The organism is Legionella bononiensis (genome assembly GCF_016786215.1).
GTDB lineage: Bacteria > Pseudomonadota > Gammaproteobacteria > Legionellales > Legionellaceae > Legionella > Legionella bononiensis.
The window spans coordinates 220,151-241,042 of record NZ_JADOBG010000002.1; the positions used below are offsets into that span (position 1 = coordinate 220,151).

Below are 20,892 nucleotides of genomic sequence, written 5' to 3' on the forward strand. Positions count from 1 at the left end.
GGGAGGTATGATGCTGACCTTAAATAAAATAAGTGCGGCCAAAGACGCGGTGCATTATTACACCACACAAGATAATTATTATTTAAGCGATCGAGATTCGCTTAATAGTCTGTCACGATGGATTGGCAATGGCGCACAAAAGTTACAGTTGTCCGGTCAAATTGAGCCGTCGCAATTTTTGGAATTACTCGACGGACAATTACCCAGTGGGCAATTACTGGGTATTATCGATAAGGGCGAGCGTCAGCATCGTCCTGGGACCGATGTGACTTTATCTGCACCTAAGTCCGTATCCATTTTAGCCTTGGTGGGACAGGACGAGCGCTTGCTTCAAGCCCATCAAGAATCTGTGAACATTACCTTTGGTCGCATTGAACAACTCGCCGCAGAAGCACGCATTACATTTAATGGTGAAACCACCTTTGAAAAAACCCGTAATTTAGTAGCAGCTATGTTTGTCCATACAACGTCACGTGAATTAGATCCTGATTTGCACACGCATGTACCCATACTCAACATGACCGAACGTTCGGATGGATTATGGCGTTCTTTATCCTCGCGAGCAAAAAATGATAAAGAACATCTGGATCATGGTTTTCGTGAATTAATTTATTCCAATCAGCATTATTTGGGATTGGTGTACATGTCCTCTTTAGCGAAAAAAGTTAAGGAGTTGGGCTACGATATCCGCATTAAAGACCGGTACGGTAACTTTGAGGTGGTAGGCATTAGTGAAGAGGCTATTACTGCTACATCCAAAAGGCGCGTACAGATCCTTGATGATATGAAGGAACGCGGCACAAGAAGTGCGAAGGCTGCTGAAAAATCCAATTTATCAACCCGTAACCCCAAAACTGAAATAGATAGCCAAGCGCTGCATCAACAGTGGGTAGACGAGATTAAAGAACTTGGTATTGATTTGAGGGGGATAATCCAGGACTCCAAATTAAATACTGGACGAGGAGCGGTTAAAAACACGCACATTACTCCTTTAAGCCCTGATGCACAAAAAGCCGTGAATGACGCATTGGCTCATTTGTCCGAATATTCCACTCAAATCCAGCATGGGGCTTTGGTGCGCCAGGCTATGACTTTTTCAGCAGGTCTTGTGGGGCATGAGGACATTGAACAGGAAATTGAATCTCTGCTGTCTACAGAGACTATCCAGGGGAAATCCTTGGAGTATTATACAACGGCGTCTCTTCTTGCTCGCGAAAAGAATTTTATTACAAAAACCACCAACGAATTAAAAGCAAGTTTTTCGATTACAGTGCCCAATCAAGGGCTCAGCTCTTCGGTATTTAAAAATAACGAGCGCATTCAAATCATTGATGTAGCCGGTTTTCGGTGCGAGAAAGAGCTGATTCAAGACATGGTGCATCTTGCAGAAGCCAACCAACTCAATTCCTATGTGTTGCATCCTGGTAGCCTAAAAACACAGCAACTTCGAGCAGACATCAAACATTTAGATACAGGATTCATTTCCAGGATTAAAAATTTGTTTAAAGACGATATTGTGCACACGGTATCTGGGTTTCAATATCATTATGGAAAACGCATCAAAGCGTCACCGTTTACGAAAATAAAGCAAGATTTAGTGATTGTTCATGATGCACAAAAACTTTCTTTTGATGATTTATCTGCGTTAAGCGATATGACTCAAGCAAGTCAAAGTAAACTCATTTTATTGAATAACGCGGCAGGAACCTTGGGTTTTAGTGCAGGAAATCCGATTAAGGTTTTAAAAGAGCAGGGCATTCATTCGTATCAATCGTTATCAACCCCTATCAAAGGAGAACTGAAGCTCTCAGTTGGAAAACAAATCAATGAATCTATGAGTGCCGCTTGGCTTCAATTGTCGCCAGAACAGCAACAAAAAAGTGCGTTGGTTGTTTTGAATAGCAAACAAAAAGAGACCATAACGCGCCAGATACGAGAAGGGCTGGTGCAACAAGGGCAGTTATCCAGGCAAATGAAAAAGGTAGCGGTTCTTGCGACAGTTTCCTTAACTCAAACGGAAAAAGGATACGCCCACTCTTATAAAGCGGGCGATAACATTACGTTTTATAACGAAGGGCGAACACCGAAACATTATAAGGTGTGTGGTGTTGGTGCCAATGGGCTGCAGTTAGAAAATGCCCAAGGCAAGACAAGCTTCTTTGCTTATGACACCAAAGAAGACTATCGTGTATCACGAGAAAATGTATTGGAAGTCGCTGTTGGTGAACGGTTAATCAATGAACAGTCTTTATACCATCAGCGCGTTAAATATGCGCCCAAAAGTTCGTTTGTTGTGTCAAAAATTACTGAAGAGGGCATTTATGTACGCCATGAGTCCAACATCATATTTTTGACTAATACAGTGCTATCCGAACACCATTTTAATTATGATTATTGTAAAAAACCGCATGAGATAAAACCAGAAACCACTCAAGTGCTTGTGGCGGCAAAACCGTACCAGCTCAACCGTAACCTCATCGGAGAAATTGGTGAAAACGCGCAACAGGTGCTCTTATTTACGGATGACGAACCAAAGGCGCAGCGTTTTTTAGAGCGTGAGCAATTGAAATGGACTGCCTATGAGGTGCAACAAAAAAAGCCCGATTTAGTCTACCGTGATATAGCCTATGCCAATAAGGCTTTGTCGCGAGAAATCAACTCGTTAATTCACCATCTTGAGCTTAAATCAGAAGACAAAGAGGGCATTGCAGCTACAGCGCTCACGTATGCGCTTGCTAAATGCACCGAACGTAATGCAGCCTTTAAACACAGTGATTTAATGACCCATGCGTTAATGCATGCATTAGGAGAAGCAGATTTCGAAGACATCGCTCCATTACTGAAAGCGCGAATGGCCGATTCTCTGGTGTATTTGGATACCTATTGGACGACCAAAGAGGCGTTACACATTGAAGAGGCAATACTTAAGGCGAATTACCAAGAGCAAAATACGGTACAACCCATTGAGCCGTCTGCACAAAAGTTATTGTCTTTACCTGAAACTTTAACGCAGGGGCAAAAAGATGCCATCACGTTGGTGGTGAGCACTTCCGACCGGTTTGTATCCATTCAAGGGCTTGCTGGTGTGGGCAAGACCACGATGATGCGGCATGTGAAAGATATTGCGCAAAACAATCAATTTCAAGTATTAGGACTTGCTCCAACGCATAAAGCCGTAGAAGAGCTCAACGCGAATGGCATCCAGGCGCAAACCGTGGATAGTTTTTTACGCAATGATAGTGGGTTAGGTGCTAGTCACTTAGTCATTGTGGATGAGAGCTCCATGATTGATAATGAGAAGTACCATGCTTTACAGCAAAAGTGTATTGACACCCAATCACGAATGGTGTTTACAGGGGATATTACACAGTTGCAATCGCTGGCCTCAGGGATTCCTCATGAGCTTACCATCAAAAGCCAATCGCAAAAAACAGCGTTTATGACGGAGATTGTGCGCCAGAACCCGAATCCTGAATTAAAAAAAGCAGCGGAGTTTGCATCACGTAGAGAAATTGGGAAGGCTTTTGAACTCATAAAAAACATTAATCCAGAAGAGTACGTGCAGCGAAAGACACCGGTACAGGGGTTGAATCATTCATCACTGGTTGAAATTAATTGTATTGATGAGGAAGGAAAGAAGGACTATAAATCCATTTATCGTGCAATCGCTGAAGACTTTCTCAGCCGGACTCATGAGAGTCAAAAAAATACGCTAATAGTTGCTCATGCTCATGAGGACAGAACACCCATTGAAGTGTTAATACGTGAAGGGTTGCACCAACAACATCAACTACACGGTCAAGATGTACTTTGTAAGCGCTTATTTCCAGTCAGCTTGGATCAAGCGGATCAAGTACAAGCACATTCTTTTGAACCAGGTGATGTTATTCGGTTTGGTAAAAACTATTCGGTGGCTAAAAAGGACGACTATTTCACCATCAAATCCATTAATAGTGAATCAAATAAATTGTTCTGTGTTGATGAGTCACAGGTTGCTTTTACAATCAGCGCTTCTATTTTACCCAAAACAATGCCTTCCTTCTATAAATTGCATGAACGGCCTTTAGCCTCAGGGGATCGGATTCGATTAAAACGAAATGATGACGCTCGGGGCATTATTGCCAATGAAGAATATACGGTCACACAGGTTTTTGGTGAAACAGTAGGCTTAAGCAACAATAAAAATCAGGTCACACTTAACTTAAAAAAACAATCAGATCTTCATTGGGACTATTCCTATACGAATACGGCTTATTCCAGTCAGGGTGCTACATCTAAGTTCATGATTGCCTTGGAATTGGAGGACCGTCTTGTTGTAACCACCCATAGATCTCATGAAATTGATGCAACTCGCGCCAGCCATCAAGCAACATTTTATACCGATAATTTTGAGGGGTTAGTCAAAAGACTTGAAGATTCCTTGGAACAACGCGATGCGGATAAAACCTCTGCTGTATTGACCGAAGAGGCTTATCGCTTGAAGCAACAGAAACAGCAAAGAATCAGTACTCAGTTAATGGATCGAGCTCAAGAACACATTCGGGAAGAATCTAAGGAACAGAGAAACGATTCTCGACCCACAAAAAAATATGAGTCTGCTCAAAATCCGTCCATTAATGCAGAAGAGCTATATAATGGCTTGTTGAACGTATCTGATTCTTTAGTTAAAAGCCTTTTAGGAGAACCAAATCCTAAACTCTCTACTAAAAATGTATATCGGTATGGATCTCTAGGAAGTCTTAAAATAGAGCTTAATTCGGGTTTATGGCATAACTTCGAAACGGAAGAATCTGGCAATCTGTTCCATTTAATTGAAAGAGAACAAGTACTGTCCGACTTTAAAGAAACCTTGGAATATGCTGCGCGATTTATCCATTACATCCCTGAGCACGATCGTAAGGAACCACAAAAATCGAGTGAACGAAAAGAAAAACCAATGAATGAAGGGAAGCGACAATTGGCCCAAACATTATTTCAAAAATCACAGCCTATTAAAGGTACCATCGCTGAAAAATACTTAATCATTCATCGCGGATTGGCTCATTATGAGCATGCTGATCTACGGTATTGTAGTTCGGTATACACCAAGACCCAAGATGGGCAAAAGCATGTTCCCGCACTATTGGCTTTTAGTAAAGATGAACAAGGTAACATACACCATGTTCAGGTTACCAAACTAGACCCTCACTCGGCTAATAAAGATAAGTCGTGTGTTCCGGTGAAACAAACGTTTGGTTCAATCAGCAATTATTTTGTCAACTTAAATCAGAAGGGTAAAGGCAATCTGGTTTATTTTACCGAAGGGGTTGAGACAGGATTAAGTATACTTCAAGCCAATGAACATGCGCGTGTGTATGCTGTATTGGGAAAAGCAAATTTTTCAAATATTGATCCAAAAGATATACCCAAACAAGTGGTTATTTGCTTGGACAATGATGGAAAAGACACCTATAAATATGCAAAAAATGAACAAACCAATACGATTATAAAAGCCGCTCAGAAATTACACGATTCTGGTATTCACATATCCATTATGATCCCTAAAAAAGAAAATACCGATTTAAATGATGTGCTTGTTAAGGAAGGAAAGGACGAGCTAAAAAAACAATTAAACCGGCTCATGAGTTTAGAGGAATTTAAAAAACAATGTGCCTTAGAAAACAAGGAACCGGAGCTCAAAAAAATAAATCAAGATAAACAAATTCAATCGTTGATAAAGCAAGATCGCAAACTGAATACACAAAATGACAATGAGTTTATACGGCTCAATCAAGGGTTAATTAATGGAATTAAAGAACGTGTGCATCACAGAGAACTTGTAGAACGTAATCGTACTTTTAATAAATCACAGCCTAATCGAGAAATGGAGCGTGAGCTTTAAAAATAAATAGTAAGAATTGAATCATACATGTTCTGCACTATTTTTTCATTAGGGTATTTCTATGCAACCTATTTATGCTTAACGGAGTTTATTATGCTAAAAATTGTATTCGCACTGTTTTTAATCTGCTTTGTGATCGAGCGATTAGTTCCTGGTTGGAAGTTACCTCATGTTAAAACATGGCCTATTAGGGTGGTATTGCTTAATCTAGTGCAAATTGGAGTTGTTACATTGGCAGGTTATACATGGGAATTATGGTTTTCTGCTTGGTCTATTTTTCATCTGTCACATTATTTACCTCCTTACGCTGGTGGTTTTATTGCCTATTTTATCGCAACTTTTGTGTTCTATTGGTGGCATAGAGCACGTCATGAATTTGATTTTTTATGGGTTGGGTTTCATCAGATCCATCATAGTCCACAAAGGCTCGAGGTCATCACGTCGTTTTACAAACATCCTGGCGAAATGATTGTGAACTCTATCATCGGCAGCCTACTTGTATATACAGTTCTTGGTCTATCAATTGAGGCGGGTATGGTTTATACCGCTTGTACCGCGATAGGTGAGTTTTTCTACCATACCAATGTTAAAACACCTCAGTGGATAGGGTATGTATTTCAGCGTCCAGAGATGCACAGAATTCACCATCAATTCAATCGGCATAAAAATAATTATGGGGATATTGTATGGTGGGATATGTTATTTGGTACCTACGAAAACCCCAAGGAATGGAGCAAAACCTGTGGCTTTATTCCTGAAAAAGAAGAACAATTATTCGACATGTTATCTTACAAAGATGTTCATTCAAAGTGATTTGGTTTAATCATAAAACAGGTCAGTTATTTCTTTGAAAGGGGAAATAAATTCGCTTTTTCCACCCAAAAATATCCATGGAATTATGAAATGAAGAGAGCGATTTAAGAAACCCCTTTTAATATATTTGGAATCATTCGTTCAATCATAGCTAATGCCGTCTCCGCATCATAAGCACCCATTTTAGACAAGTCTTTATTGTATACGCTGTATAAAATTTCAGTAATAATTTGTATCGAGCGAACACTATTTTCGAGCAATAACTGGGTTGATTCATCTGTTTTTTTTTCTAAAGATTGCAGATAAATACGTGCGCCAAATGACAGCATCTCTGCTGCAGTTACAATTAATTCGTTGTTATTCATTTTTGCTATTTTATTCAACGAATGAAGAGTATCTGCGCCAATATCAATAGTTACTTCCATAACGATTCACCCTCTTCTATAGGTACTGTTTTAAGGCCAATTCCGTTTATTTTAAATCGAACTTCTTTATAAGAATTATTCTGAAATCCTGAAAAATTATCGTTTAAATATTCGATGGTTTTTTGTTTTATTTCTTTCAAAGAATCGTCATTAATATTGGATGAAATGACTAAACTTTGATAATGATTGTGATACATCAAATGAGGTATGGATGCATGAATTTGTTCAATCATTTTTCTTATATCTTGTAATGGATTTTCATTTTTTCTCTGCGGTGAAATCTCATTATGTAAGCAAAATTCTAAAAGAAATTTTAATGCTTTTGCTGGTGAAGTGTCTGATGAGCCTCGTTTTTGTAAATCAAATTGATGTGCAATTTTATTTAAGTACTCCCGTTCATATTCTGAGATACGCAGGGTAATGACATCATTTTCTTTCATAGAGGGCTCATTTATTGAATCAATACAAGTATACAATAGTATTATTTATGTATACAACTGTATTTTTAAGTTGATATCCATTGATTTACAAGGGGTCTATGTATACAATTGTATACATGAGGGTTTTACTTTAAATTACTCGTTTTTTAAGGTTATTGAATTATTTATATATAAATCATATGGTTATGTGCAAGCTTTTTAAAGCAATCACATTGCGTGGTGTGTGTAGATTCAGAAAATACAACTAGGCACAATCCTTATGAAGTACTACTATTAGTATAGTTAGAATATTGGACTAGAGAATAAATAAAGAGCGCATACCTTTGCGCATTTGTGAAGGGATTAATTATAAAGTGGAATAAAAAAATGAAACTATTTTTTCAAAAGGATGCGTTAATTGATCATATAAAAAAACTAATACAATTGCTTATTCGAATTAAGGATTTTGTATTAGAACCACCGCCAGGCTATCTCGAATATCAAAAAGCCATTACATCCAAAGATGCTAATTTTAATTACATGGAAAATGAATTCTTTAAACGACATATTTTACCTAATATGATTAAAGGACATGGTATATTAAATCAGAGTGAGCATCTTTCTATTAACCACCAGCAGTTAATTAATAATAATCCTCATAATACTTTTAGAGTAAATCCTGTTACTGGTTTGCCCATGATTGGCTCGTATGATGCGGGAGGGAGCCCATTTGGTTTTAATTTCAATCACTCCATGCATCATCATATTAATAATCATTCCAGCTTTAGCAGTATGCATTCCAATAATCAATTTAATTCATTTGATTATTGGAATAGATAGTAGGCTTATAACATTTAATGACAGGTCTAAATAAACTCAGCAAAAGAATTTATTAAAGATTGCAATTTTTTAGTATTTTTATAACTTGCTGCGCTATTCCTTAATTAATATATCGCCATTGCTGAACAATATTGGAAAAAATATACTCATCTGGATTAAGCGAAGTCATTTCCTGATCTTTGAATTCTCTGACTATTCTATTAAGAGGCGATTTTTTTATAAAACCCTTTGTACAAAGCTCAGAAAAATCTTCTTTCGTGATACCCGTCATCACTTCAAAAAAATGTGGTGATTTGGTTTCAATGACATCTTCAATATTCATTTCACGCTCATAAGTCATATATATAAAATCTGCCATGCAGATGGCGAGTCGTTTTATTTGAGTGGCATACCATTGCTTATATGATTTGCGCTCTTTATCTTGTTCTTTTTCGCAAAATTCTTCTAATAGAGCCTCTTTCTCTTCATCGCTTTGACTAGGATCAGATTTAAGATTATTTAATATCTCAGCATCAATCCCAATTTGAATCAATTTTTCCGTACTAATGTCAGCTACATTCTGTGTCCGGTATCCTTTTATTTTTCCCAGAATATCCTTTAATCTCTCATCTACTAATTTTAACTGAGCAAAATTCACTAATAAATTGGAAGTAATTCTCCTTGCCAAGGCAATTTTTGATCCCTCATGGTTGAATGCCTCAAATATATCTTTAGCTGTAGTAGGCTTACTGACTAAATCACCTTCGTAAAATCGCTTGATATCCAATGTTTCGCATAATTTTTGTGCCACCATATCCAGATTATTTACGCTTATCTTGCCCTCACTACTTTCGTGCTGATCCAATTGATCCGCAATATTATTAGCGCAATCATAAGTAACTGAAAGACATCGCGTAATAGCAAAATCAAAAACCCATGCCGTAGGCTTGAGTGATTCCATTCTTTTTTCATCAACCCATCTAGACTGAACTCTAAATATCGCTTGAAAGTAAGATTCAGCGGATTGCGTATCATTGAGAATTAGGATACTTTCCCATTCTTTAATGGTTACTCCTGTTAAAAATCTTCCGCAGGTTAATGTAATGGTTCCCAACTTCGTGGGGTCTTCTTTTACACTTATAATAGCTTCCTCGACCTTGGTTTTATCACGTGCAATGATTCGATCATACTCTTGCTTAGTTGCATCTGAACCAGAGGCATCGACTAAAATGAAATTTGTAAAGTAGGGATGGCTACACAATTTTTTGATTAATGCTTTAATTGAATCTACACGTCGTAACCACCACACCGTATGTCGCTTTGAAGGGCAATTTAGTTTTTGGCCTAATTTACCAAAAACACTAATTGAGCGGGCATTATGATCCGAGCGAGTTAGACCATCAATAAAATGATCAACAGCGTCTTCATATGTAAAATTACCATTTTCATCAGTCTGAAATAATTTATTTAAGGAAAAATCGATATTGTCCGTTTCAAATATATTTCTTTGTTCAGCAATATCTCGCTCTGTTATTTCTATAGCAGAAATATTAAGATCCGGCATTAGACGATAGACTTTATCTTTTTTATTTTCGGGATCATTTGCTATTTCCTGATGCTTTTTTGTTTGTTCATCTAAATAGCTATATGTGAAGACTTGCTGAGCACAAAAATCGTCTTGCTCAATTAACTTAAACGGTGTTCCAGATAGATCCAATCGGTGAATAAAGCGAAGTTGATTAAGAATATGTGCGGCTCTTTCTGTTTTGCTACCATAATGAACTTCGTCAAAAATAATTAAATCCCAGACTACTTTGGGAATGTTTTGTAAGCGACTCTTGGTTTTCCCATTTACATCAATCCATAAATCTTGAAGCGATACGCATACTACAATCGATTGCTCACTTTTAGTAAAGTTTGCATGAGTATCTAAGTTAGGCTCTGTAGATATTTTGGACTTTGGTTTGGCACGTATACCAACCCAACCTTTAAAGTCTATATGTTCATTGACGGTATCTAGCCATTCATCAATAACATCCGGCTTATAAGTAACAATCAATACTCTCTTGCTTTGCAATACTTTGGCCAAGTGAATACTAGTAAAGCATTTTCCAAAACGCATTTTTGCGTTAATTAAGAATCGATTAGGATAAGTAGAGGCTCGAATAATTTCTTCTGGATATTCTTTTAAAAACCATTTTTTTGCTTTTTGAACAGCCAAATATTGTTCATTCCTTAAGGGATAATTATCCCTTCTCGGACTTCCATGGACTACTTCATTGTATGCCCTTTTTACATCATCAAACGTTGCGTAAAAAAATTCCTTTCCTGGGCCACCATCTACTTTTTTAATACCATTTTTCTTTAATTGAGCATGAACATGATGATCACGCTTACCGAGTGGAAGTGTACCAATCAAGATTGATTCCGGATATTCAGCATTGCTGGTGCCAAACTGTTGTTTAATTCTTTCCTTGTACCAACCCACTTTAGAATGACCAACTTTCACGCGCCCTTTTTCCAAATCAGACGGCGTTGCATAGGCATATAGCTCCAGGAACTCCATTTTATGACCACTCCTGAACTTTTTTCTTAATATGTAATTGTTCCTCGAGCGTTATATGAAACAAGGAAAATAATTCTTTATCCGTCCATTTTTTCTTTACATCAATATAGGGTACCCAACTCCATCGATCCTTTGGTATATCCTGTGTTATTTTCCTTAAACCCAATAAGTAGCGAGAAAAATCTGTTTGAAGATATCGTTGGAAATTTTCAGCCTCCTCATTGGATTCGTAACATCCAATAACATTATAAGTCTCAGTACAAATTTCACCCTTACCGATTATAAAGATATGCTGCTTCGGCAAGGTACATCTCTTCATACCTTTACCATATGCCTTAGGAGCTACTACCTTATATTTGTCTATATTATCAGCGTTTTTCAATACAATATTTCTGTTAATGTACTTAATCCTACGCCCAGATGTATAGCATTTGATTGCATCAGGCTCTTTGTCACAAATGCTCTCGTTTCTCTGGAAATAGAAAGTTCTAAGCCCGAAGGGTTTTCCTGCCCAGGCAATTGAAGATACATATTGATTCACGTGTCCACTATTTAAAACCTTGCCAATAATTGATGTAGAGTAAGGATCATCAGGAATAATATCATATTGATTTAAATCTAAAGTGGTTTTCTCGTCTCCAACGATAAAAATTGGTTTTAAATTGCTTTGTTTCAATATCCAATGTAAGAAACACACTCCGCCTTTTATTTGTACTGTAGGAAAAACATCTTCTGCTTTCTCAAAATAGGTTATGCTCTTGATCTGATTACAAGTCATTATGGTTTTTCTAAAATTATCCAAGCCTTTTCCAGCAGAAAACCATCTCGCGGGTATGACAAATATAAACTCATGTACGGCATTCGATTGGATTAGCGCTTCTACAAAAAAATTATAAATTGGCTTAGCGCTTGCTCCCGCTCCGCCATCAGACTCTTGATAAGGAGGATTCCCCACAGCAATAATTTTTTTATATTTCTTACTGGAATTTATATAATCAAGCATACTATTAAACTCCTGTATAAATTTTGGGGCGTCTAATCGCCCATCAATTTCTGATAAATAGTTCCCATTCCTAATGATTTGATTATATTTTTCATCATGCGAAAGCTTATTTCCTAAAAATGTGCGTAAACTCAATCGATGATGCCTCTCATCAGGCGACAAGCCAAAATATCGACCTGATCTATATAATTCTGCTTTTATATCTTCAAGCATTATCGGCGCTTCTTTGGCTATACTTTTATTCAGACAACTTAAGTATGCACAACCCAAAAGAATCTCTCCTGCTTTGCAAAATGGATCGAAGAAAACTACTTTTTCATCCAAAAAATCTGGTTTATCTAAAAGTGAGACCAGATGCACAGCTTTATCAATAGTCATTATTTGTTGATCGCGCCCTACTACATTTCCTAAAACATCCAATGCATGAGCTGAATTTAGTGTTAAATTTGTCTGCATGTTGCCTCACCTTTGTTAGCAACATATTGATTTTCACTTCTGACGATTTGATCACTGGTAAATATAGTTCTAGCAAAATCGAATTTATCGCTACCCTGTCCGTTCTGAGATTCAAGAAATTTAATCGCTTGCTTAAAAACCAAGGGGATAATGTTTTTGTTTAGTTTCTTCTCGAAAAAATCAATCCAAGTCAAATCAAAATCAATAGGATGGTGTTTGTTTAATGCCACCCATTCGGCACTTAATTTAGTTTTTTGAGCATTAGAACGAGATAATTTTGACTGGTGTGTTACCGCAGATAACATTTCATTTTCATGAATATGCCATTGTATAGCGCATAGTAAATGCGCAAGATAGTCTCTATCTCGACCGATAAGGATCTTAAAATCGGTAAGTTGTAGTTTATCTAGTAGGAACTTTATTGATGCCTTAAAAAGACGAGTACGGCATTCCGCAATATTTTCGGGATCGATATCAATCGCCCATAAGGAATGAATCGTGTTTGCTACAGCATAGTAAGCTGCATATTCTCTCTTATTATGTAAAATAGAGTTAGTATAAAACGCTCCCGCTCTTTTTAGAAAAATAGCAATTACGATATTCCCATTACCACAGCAGGGTTCAAAAAAAACGATTTCTTCATTGCTCCAGGAAAAATCATTCTCAGTAGAAAGAAGCTTTAGCATCTCCTCTACGTAATATTCTGGTGTAAATACCTCGCCTAAGTCTTTTACTCGTTCTTTTGAACGATGATAGTAATGCTCCAACTGAATAATACCTTCCATGGTGACCCCTAAAGTCCTATGGTATTTTATTATTCATTATAGACTTATATTAGACAATTTGAATTTTTAACAATAGAACTTTGCGGATTATGTATATTTTTTACTATTCAATAACCTACAAAATAAATTAACCATTTCCATTTGGTCTAAATTATTGGCATAGGTATCTAGCAACATAGGGCTATAAACTATGATTGCCATACATTGTGCGCGGGAAATAGCAACATTCATTCGGTTTTTATTAAACAAAAAATCCATCCCACGTGGGGATTCATTGCCGCTAGTTGCACACATGCTCAAAAATACAATAGGCGCTTCCTGGCCTTGAAATTTATCGACACTACCAACCTTGGCTTGTTGTCCTAAAACATTTCTTAGTTTATTTACCTGATGGTTGTAAGGCGCAACATATAGGATATCCTGCCAATCAATGAGGCGTTCCTTCCCATCTTTATCAATAAATGTTCGACCAAGAAGAGCTTGAGTTAATAAGACAATTTGATCTACCTCTTCATCACTTGCCTGAGTATTGCCTTCATGCATAACCGGCACAGAAATGATACCTGCTTCTTTATTTAAAATACCTTGATAACCTTCAGGCACTACAATGCGTTGTTTATCATTTTCTACTGCTGATTCCAACTTGCCCTCATAAATGGCGTCACTGATGAACTGATTGACAGCTGAGTGCATACGATAGGTGGTTCCTAGAAATACGCCCATGCTTTCAGGGATTGTTGGTGTGGTATGTAATAAATAATCTAAAATTGATGCACCACTTTCTTCTGGATGGCTGCCTTGAGAGGGTTGTCCCAACTGCATTTGATCACCCATTAAGATGATATTTTTGGTAGCACGGCTCATCGCGATTAAATTCGCGACACTCACCTGTCCTGCTTCATCAATGAATAAGTAATCGAATGAATTTTCTAAATCTGGCCTTGCAAATCCCCATGCAGTTGTTCCAATAACACATGCTGGTCGCAAATTGTCTGCGATAGATTTATTCTCAAAGATAGAAATGCCAAGTTTAGTTAGTGACTCGTCTGTTTCTTTTGTGCAAGCAAAATAAGCTGATATGCCTTCTTTTTTGCAATATTCAGCGGTGCTTATCAATAAATGATTAATCGCCTTGTGGCTATTGGACGAGATACCTATTCGTTTTCCCTGTTTTAAAAGTTCGGCAATAATATGTTTTGCGGTATACGTTTTGCCTGATCCTGGCGGGCCTTGAATGGTAAGATAACTGTTATTCATATTGATGACGGCAGAAATAATTTGAGTAAGGCGAGTAGCTGGCTCATGGCTTGGTGCTATAGGAGAATCGGGCAATCTTCCTGTGATTCTAGGTGGATTACGCATCAAAAAATCATGAATCGCGGTATTCTCTAATTGGCCTTGATAAAATTGTTCGGCACGGTGCATGATCGCCGTAGGGAGCGGTTCTGCATTGATGTCTTCATCAGGAATTAAAGTCACAACTTCACTTAAGTTAACTCCTGTCTGTAGAACAATAATACCTTCATTCAATCTTGAATCTTCTTTGACTACGGTAACACTTAATGTTTTTCCATCTGGACGTTCTTCTCCTAATACTTTGTATTTATCAGCAGCGGCTTTGAACTCCTGGCTAGGATCAAACCGATATTCATAAGCTAAGTTTTTGGAACGAGGTGTAGGCTTATAAGGGGTTTTATCAGTACGTACACAATAGGCAAGACAATCAATGTCATCAAACAACTCATCAAAGCTTGATCCCAGTCTGTCAAATAATCTCCAATACATCGGCTTCTTTTCACGGCGATGAAATTCCAGGATCCAGGCAAAAAGACTGGCAACCTTGCTTTGTTGTTCTAGTGCTTGCGTTTTTAGGTGATTGGCTTTTTCAAGTAGTTTGTCATGTAACCGAATAGACTCTGTAATGGTTTCATTTTCAGGATCAGGTACTATCTCCGTTTTTCCAAGGTAGAATATTCCATTCTCCTGTTGACAAGCTCGCAACCAATCAACCAACTCTTGGGTAGAATGACAATCATCAATATTATAATCCCGAATCGCTTTTAAAATGCTTGAGCTCTCCCAGCTATCCCCATCAGGATCTTCACGCCAACGCTCATACACCACCACAGAATCACCACCGGAACCAACCTCTGTATCACGTTTCCCTCTGTATAAATGTTCAACATTTTTTATTGAATAACGCGGCTCACCTAGGCGCAGGCACCCTTTAACAATTTTGTACAAATCAACAAATACCTCGTTGCGCAATAAGGTATCCACCATAGCTTCACAAATGCCATACCGTCCCATCAATTTCCGGCATGCGGCTATTTCATAATTCGCATAATGATAAATATGCATATGCGGATCACGTTGCCAACGCTCAAATACCCATTCGATAAACGATTGAAACGTTGTTTGCTCCTGCACCTTATCATGCGCCCAGAAGTCTTTATATTGCCGAACCCCTTTCTCATCAAAATAGGCAACGCCCCAAAGATACTCTAATCCCCCATCTACTAAAGGAAATCCTTCAATATCAAAATAAACGTCCAATGGAGATGCAGAAGGAAGCAAAGCCAAACCACTTTTCTTTTGATTGTCATGTGGCAATAACTCGTATAAAGGTTTTTCTTTACCCATACTCATTTTTTGAATATTCGCCTGTAACTGAAGACGTTTAAGCACTTCCGTCTGAATTCCCTTAACTCTCAATTGGGGCAGTTCGATCAGGGATTGCATTGTTTTGATTCCAGCCTTGTTTAGCTTTTTGATTTGGCTCTTGGTAATCGTTGCAACTTGAGTTAGATGATCTAATGCGATAAGACGTTCATTGGCATAGGTAGACCAACGACCAAAGCGATCAGAATCGGCAGGGTCGGGTAAATCTTCTTTTGAAAAATGGCCATGCACTTCAAGAAAACGCTCTTTAAGATGCAGGTAATAATAAAAATGTTCGTTTGTTGCTAACTGCACCTGTTGTTTGTCACCCGTAACAACAGTAATCCTATTAGGTCTTTTATTTTGAATCACTTCCAGCATTTCTGCATAACAACATAATTGAATAACAAATTGAGGTTTAACTGTTTTTGAAAGCTTAATATCCCAAGGTTCATAGTGAAACGCCCCTAAATCACTGTCTCCCTCAACTTTAACTAAGAAATCAGCATATCCTTTAAATGGATGCAGTGATAAAGCTGCTTGATAGATGATATCTACACCTTTATGCATGGCGTTCAGTGTATCCTGATAGGCATTCTTTCCTCTTTCAATAGATACGACTTGCAAACTCTGCGATCTAAATGATGCTAAAATTGCCTGCTCAAACTGTAAGCCTTTATGTTGCAATACGGATAACAAAGGATCTTCTTTATCTACCAAATCAAGCGTGCATGGCTCAATACAAGCCAAATGCTCCATTAAGGAAGCAAATGGACTTTCCATATACAACGTTAAGTCAGAAGGAGAATAAATAATTTGATCTGATTCAAAATGCACACAAAACTCCAAGTTTAGTCTTTAGCAAATGCTTCCCTGCTGAAAAATCTTCAACTTTCCTCAATATATCTCGCTACCTTTTCACCGCATGTTGCACAATTTCCATTAAGTACGATGCTCTTACCAACTACTGTGGCAATAGGATCCTTAATGGTAGAAGAAGAACGGCATTTACCACACCAAACATTGTTTAGAATCAACTCCTTTTGAGTCACTTTCGATTCCCAAATGTCTAAAGCCTTTTTAGTACCGCGAACCATGCCCTTCTGAGGTAACTTAGTTCTTATTTTTGCTTGTTCCCAATACTGCATTAATTCATCAAACGATTTTCCTCTCAAATCGGCCAAGCCTTGTTCTTTGGCTATATCCTTCATCGCATTCAATCGATGTTCAAATTTATCGAGGCTTTTTCGTAAGGTAAGCTCAGGTGAAAAATTACTAAATACACATAGCGAAAAGGCTGCATGCAAAAGATCGCCTATTTCATCCTGTAATGCTTCTCTCTGTTCGGGGAATGCAGATGTTCCTCTATTTCTAAACACTCATTACGAATCTGAGTCATGATTTGATCTTTGTTTTCCCACTGCAAACCAAAAGCAGCAGCCTCCTGCTCTAGGTGCTCAATTTCTTCAAAAATAGCCATAGTATACTGCCTTATATTTTTTCGTTACTTGCGACACTGCGACAATTGCGACAGCTAGTTTTTACAATAACCCCTATCATTCAATATTTGTCGCAATTGTCGCAGTGTCGCAAAACTTATTGAGAGCAATGTGGGTTTATTTCCAGAATAGTTTTATTACCCTGCGTTGTTTCTCTGATAACATGATGATCCATTAATATATCTATCGCCTTATTCATTCTGGATTTATCCCTTAAAGGACTCAATCTTTGAATCTCTCTTACACTAACAATGCAATGATCTTTTACCATCAACCAGTTCAGCAGTTTTTGTGCATCCTGAACCTCACTTTGAGAACTTTCAGTAGCCAATAACCGCCGAGTCTCCTGCATATGCCAGCGCACGACTTCAATAGCACTTTCAATATGCTCGGTGCTTATGTCCCCAACTTTACCTTCAAACAGGTGAAAAAGAGCGGCTAGCCTTGCGGAATTCTCAGCAGCTTTACTCACAAAATCTTTTAACGCCGACCATGGGCCATCATCAACCAGCCCTGATTCCATATGGTTAAAAAACTGAATCCATTTTTGTTTAGCCTGTGGACTAAAAACTAATGTTGGCAAATTAATGCATCCTTTGATCCCCAGCTCTTCCGATTGAGAAAGACAGGAAGTAATCCGCTCGTGATAGGCGCTAAAACAGGATAAAGAATCATTGGGTTCCTGGTATAGACGTGTTCCCATGAGACTTTTAGGATAAGCCAACAAACACCGTGGCAAAAAACCGCTCTGGCGCGCAATATGCTGAGATTGGCCTAACAATTGTTGCATCAAAATGGGTTGGCTCAGTAAATTTAAAGTAAGACGCCGATTTTTTAAGACAAAATTATCGGATGTTTTTCTATGCGTAGTAAAAAGTTTTGCATCCCACAAGCGATTGAGTAATGCGACAAATCGAGTCGGATTTGATTGCATACTCTGGCTACCAATAATAATACCAGCCTCATCAGACCAAAGAGAGGCACTTGGCCAACCATGGGCTAAACTATGAGCTAGTGCTTCTTGCGTGACATCCTCAAAATATAATGTTGGAAGCAACGGTATTTCAGGCTCATGCATCATAAGTTCTTCGAGCTCTTCCCGAGTATCTGCATAATCGTCAGAAAAAGATCCAGAGCGTAATCGATAAGTCAGCTCGTCACATTGCATTTTCCAAGCGCGATGCAACACTTTCGCTGCATTGACCATAGGCAAACGCTGAGAGTGTACTTTTTCTTCCCAATTTCTGGCAGCTTGTGAAAATAAATTATCTGATGCTGATTTTCTTTCACCGCTCGCTGCTAATACTATGAAATATAAGGAAACAGGGCTAATTAAATAATTATCTCTTGCCACATTCGCTAAAGACTGGCAAGCCAAAGACACATTAGCCAATGCACCACAAGCAATTAGTGAAATCGGTTGCTGGCCATATTGTTGATAATCGGAAACTGTTTTCTGTAAAATAGCTGGAAGCGCTTGCAAAGGATAAGCTGACTCTTCCTGCGTGGTTACTGCAAAGGGTATAGGAGCTTCCCAACCCATCGTGACCCGAGCTACAGCCTTTTCGGCTTTATCTAACTCCGTATTTATGACAAAAGAATTCATCTGGGTTTCACTCTATAAAATGTCATCAATTTTCGATGCCATTCACTATTGCTCTAAGTAACTTTAAGATCACAAATTGTGATCTTAAAGTTACTTACTTTGAATAATGGCATTTATTCGCTCCATCAAACCAAAGCTACTATGCTCAAGCTTAGAAAAAGCAAACCACTTTTTGGCTAAATCTTTTAAGGACGCGCCAATGTGGTATATCTCAGATTCATCGATAATTAAAAATCGATCATGAGATAAATCAAATTGAAACACCTCTATCTTTTTATATTGCGCATTATACTTTTCAATATCCAATTTCAAATGTTTGCTGATTGCTTTTGTCAGTATATAAACTTTAACTTGTGGTGCAGATTTGGACAAATGCTCCAAAACAGTCTCATCAACATAATTATCGAGCAAAATTATTGATTTTTTCGCCGTTCTAATTAATTTCGATATAAATACATATGCATCAAAAATTTGACCATCATAGAAAACACCTTGGTTAGGAACAATTGGTTTTTCTTCTAATGCAGAAAATATTGCCTCAAATTTTTCTTGAGTTTTAGCCTCATGTAAAATTTGCTTTTGCTCAACTTGCTGGATTTTCATGACTAAATCGTTATGTGTAGCAAAAAATTTCCTCATCTCCACAAAAGAATCAATGATTTGAATGCTCACTTCAATTGCCGTTTTGCTCTTTAATACCGCAGAAAGCATGGCAACCCCTTGTTCTGTAAACACATAAGGCATATATTTTCGATGCTGTCCCTGTGACAACTTGTTTAAGGTCACAATTTGTGATCTTAAAGACTCATACTCATCTGTTGTTAGCTGAAATCTAAAAGACGATGGAAATCTTGCTTCATTCCTTTTTACTGCCTGATTAAAAGTTCTTGTTTCAATTCCATATATTTCTGCAAGCTCACTATCAAGCATCACTTGAAGGTTACGTACAGTATAAATCTTTTCTCTTATTGTGATTTTTGTTATTTGCATGATGATTGAAAAAAGTCCTTAAAATATAGTATGTATCATACCAAATTAAGGAACCTAAAAACATTGGTCACATAATCTAATTTTCAACTATTTAATTAACTTTATTTATGTTACCAGTTAAGTTACCATTTTATCTATATTATTAGTAATCAATCCTATTAGTCACATAATCGAACGTTTATGTGACGCAAGTGATGGAGAGAAAAATGCTAGTTGGCTATATGCGGGTTTCAAAAGCTGATGGTTCACAAAGTACGGATTTACAACGTGATGCTCTTTTGGAAGCAGGTGTTGAACCGAATCAACTCTATGAAGATTTTGCTTCAGGTAAAAAGGATGATCGCCCTGAACTTGCTAATTGTTTAAAAGCATTACGTAAAAATGACACTTTGGTAGTCTGGAAGCTGGATCGACTGGGCCGCGATTTACGTCATCTTGTTAATACAGTTCATGATTTAACAGCTAGAGAAATTGGATTTAAAGTATTAACTGGCCATGGCGCCGCTATTGATACAACAACTGCTGCGGGAAAACTAGTATTTGGTATTTTTGCAGCTTTGGCCGAATTTGAACGTGAAATGATTAAAGAGCGCACTCTCGCAGGAATGGCGTCTGCTCGTGCAAGAGGGAGAAAAGGTGGTAGGCCTTATAAAATGACTCAAGCAAAACTTAGATTAGCGATGGTTTCTCTAGGGCAGCCTGAAACTAAAATTGGCTCTTTGTGTGAAGAGCTGGGCATAACGAAGCAAACTTTATATAGGCATGTAGCTCCAAATGGAGAATTACGGGCAGATGGTAAAAAGTTGCTTGGCGGTGTTTGACTATAAATTCGCACCAGGAAGTTATTAAAAAACGAAAATTGAAAGACGTTGATAAAAAGTTGATTATTCAGTTGCTAAACGACCCCTTGATAAAACGTCATATATGGGGTAGCGACCCCATTCATGTCTGACGGTTGAGTTTCGTAAT

Annotated in this window: 13 protein-coding genes; 4 read left to right on the top strand and 9 right to left on the bottom strand. The window is 37.8% G+C overall.

The window, feature by feature from the left end:
• Window positions 1-7: 7 nt before the first annotated feature.
• On the top strand, window positions 8-5,881 hold the full coding sequence (traI, locus tag IZU94_RS02155) for a conjugative transfer relaxase/helicase TraI (RefSeq protein ID WP_238400468.1): 5,874 nt from the start codon (window positions 8-10) through the stop codon (window positions 5,879-5,881).
• A gap of 93 nt (window positions 5,882-5,974) precedes the next feature.
• On the top strand, window positions 5,975-6,694 hold the full coding sequence (locus IZU94_RS02160; RefSeq protein WP_203107557.1) for a sterol desaturase family protein: 720 nt from the start codon (window positions 5,975-5,977) through the stop codon (window positions 6,692-6,694).
• A 104-nt stretch (window positions 6,695-6,798) separates the two neighbouring features.
• Here IZU94_RS02160 and IZU94_RS02165 read toward each other — a convergent pair whose 3' ends face one another.
• Window positions 6,799-7,119 (bottom strand): hypothetical protein, encoded by a 321-nt coding sequence (locus tag IZU94_RS02165; RefSeq protein ID WP_203107559.1) that lies wholly within the window; start codon window positions 7,117-7,119, stop codon window positions 6,799-6,801.
• On the bottom strand, window positions 7,110-7,559 hold the full coding sequence (locus IZU94_RS02170) for a hypothetical protein (RefSeq protein WP_203107561.1): 450 nt from the start codon (window positions 7,557-7,559) through the stop codon (window positions 7,110-7,112). The genes IZU94_RS02165 and IZU94_RS02170 overlap by 10 nt, the downstream gene beginning before the upstream one ends.
• A 366-nt stretch (window positions 7,560-7,925) precedes the next feature.
• On the opposite strand from IZU94_RS02170, the gene IZU94_RS02175 reads away from it, so the two are divergent.
• Window positions 7,926-8,378, top strand: coding sequence for a hypothetical protein (locus tag IZU94_RS02175; RefSeq protein ID WP_203107563.1), 453 nt, complete (start codon window positions 7,926-7,928; stop codon window positions 8,376-8,378).
• A 100-nt stretch (window positions 8,379-8,478) separates the two neighbouring features.
• Here the strand turns inward: IZU94_RS02175 and IZU94_RS02180 are convergent, their stop codons facing one another.
• The 7 genes from IZU94_RS02180 to IZU94_RS02210 form a co-directional block, all read right to left on the bottom strand.
• Entirely contained in the window at window positions 8,479-10,923 is a 2,445-nt protein-coding gene (locus IZU94_RS02180; protein ID WP_203107565.1) for a DEAD/DEAH box helicase family protein, read from the bottom strand.
• Between the two features lies 1 nt (window position 10,924).
• The gene (locus IZU94_RS02185; protein ID WP_238400669.1) at window positions 10,925-12,346 is read right to left on the bottom strand and encodes an Eco57I restriction-modification methylase domain-containing protein; all 1,422 of its coding nucleotides are present in this window, start codon (window positions 12,344-12,346) and stop codon (window positions 10,925-10,927) included.
• A 20-nt stretch (window positions 12,347-12,366) separates the two neighbouring features.
• Entirely contained in the window at window positions 12,367-13,167 is an 801-nt protein-coding gene (locus tag IZU94_RS02190) for a hypothetical protein (protein ID WP_203107569.1), read from the bottom strand.
• Window positions 13,168-13,254: 87 nt separating this feature from the next.
• Window positions 13,255-16,665: a TM0106 family RecB-like putative nuclease gene (locus tag IZU94_RS02195; RefSeq protein WP_203107571.1), complete on the bottom strand. Its 3,411-nt coding sequence runs from the start codon at window positions 16,663-16,665 to the stop codon at window positions 13,255-13,257.
• A gap of 50 nt (window positions 16,666-16,715) precedes the next feature.
• On the bottom strand, window positions 16,716-17,207 hold the full coding sequence (locus IZU94_RS02200; protein WP_238400469.1) for a nucleoside triphosphate pyrophosphohydrolase family protein: 492 nt from the start codon (window positions 17,205-17,207) through the stop codon (window positions 16,716-16,718).
• Window positions 17,208-17,424: 217 nt separating this feature from the next.
• Window positions 17,425-18,933, bottom strand: a complete 1,509-nt coding sequence (locus IZU94_RS02205) for a YfjI family protein (protein WP_203107573.1) — start codon at window positions 18,931-18,933, stop codon at window positions 17,425-17,427.
• Window positions 18,934-19,023: 90 nt separating this feature from the next.
• Window positions 19,024-19,923, bottom strand: coding sequence for an ORF6N domain-containing protein (locus IZU94_RS02210; protein WP_203107575.1), 900 nt, complete (start codon window positions 19,921-19,923; stop codon window positions 19,024-19,026).
• A gap of 206 nt (window positions 19,924-20,129) precedes the next feature.
• On the opposite strand from IZU94_RS02210, the gene IZU94_RS02215 reads away from it, so the two are divergent.
• The gene (locus IZU94_RS02215; RefSeq protein WP_203107577.1) at window positions 20,130-20,744 is read left to right on the top strand and encodes a recombinase family protein; all 615 of its coding nucleotides are present in this window, start codon (window positions 20,130-20,132) and stop codon (window positions 20,742-20,744) included.
• Window positions 20,745-20,892 lie beyond the last annotated feature (148 nt).

Excerpts from the sequence above, each read along its gene's own strand:
- traI (WP_238400468.1), top strand. The coding sequence starts at position 8 with ATGATGCTGACCTTAAATAAAATAAGTGCGGCCAAAGACGCGGTGCAT.
- IZU94_RS02160 (WP_203107557.1), top strand. The coding sequence starts at position 5,975 with ATGCTAAAAATTGTATTCGCACTGTTTTTAATCTGCTTTGTGATCGAG.
- IZU94_RS02165 (WP_203107559.1), bottom strand. The coding sequence starts at position 7,119 with ATGGAAGTAACTATTGATATTGGCGCAGATACTCTTCATTCGTTGAAT.
- IZU94_RS02170 (WP_203107561.1), bottom strand. The coding sequence starts at position 7,559 with ATGAAAGAAAATGATGTCATTACCCTGCGTATCTCAGAATATGAACGG.
- IZU94_RS02175 (WP_203107563.1), top strand. The coding sequence starts at position 7,926 with ATGAAACTATTTTTTCAAAAGGATGCGTTAATTGATCATATAAAAAAA.
- IZU94_RS02180 (WP_203107565.1), bottom strand. The coding sequence starts at position 10,923 with ATGGAGTTCCTGGAGCTATATGCCTATGCAACGCCGTCTGATTTGGAA.
- IZU94_RS02190 (WP_203107569.1), bottom strand. The coding sequence starts at position 13,167 with ATGGAAGGTATTATTCAGTTGGAGCATTACTATCATCGTTCAAAAGAA.
- IZU94_RS02205 (WP_203107573.1), bottom strand. The coding sequence starts at position 18,933 with ATGAATTCTTTTGTCATAAATACGGAGTTAGATAAAGCCGAAAAGGCT.
- IZU94_RS02210 (WP_203107575.1), bottom strand. The coding sequence starts at position 19,923 with ATGCAAATAACAAAAATCACAATAAGAGAAAAGATTTATACTGTACGT.
- IZU94_RS02215 (WP_203107577.1), top strand. The coding sequence starts at position 20,130 with ATGCTAGTTGGCTATATGCGGGTTTCAAAAGCTGATGGTTCACAAAGT.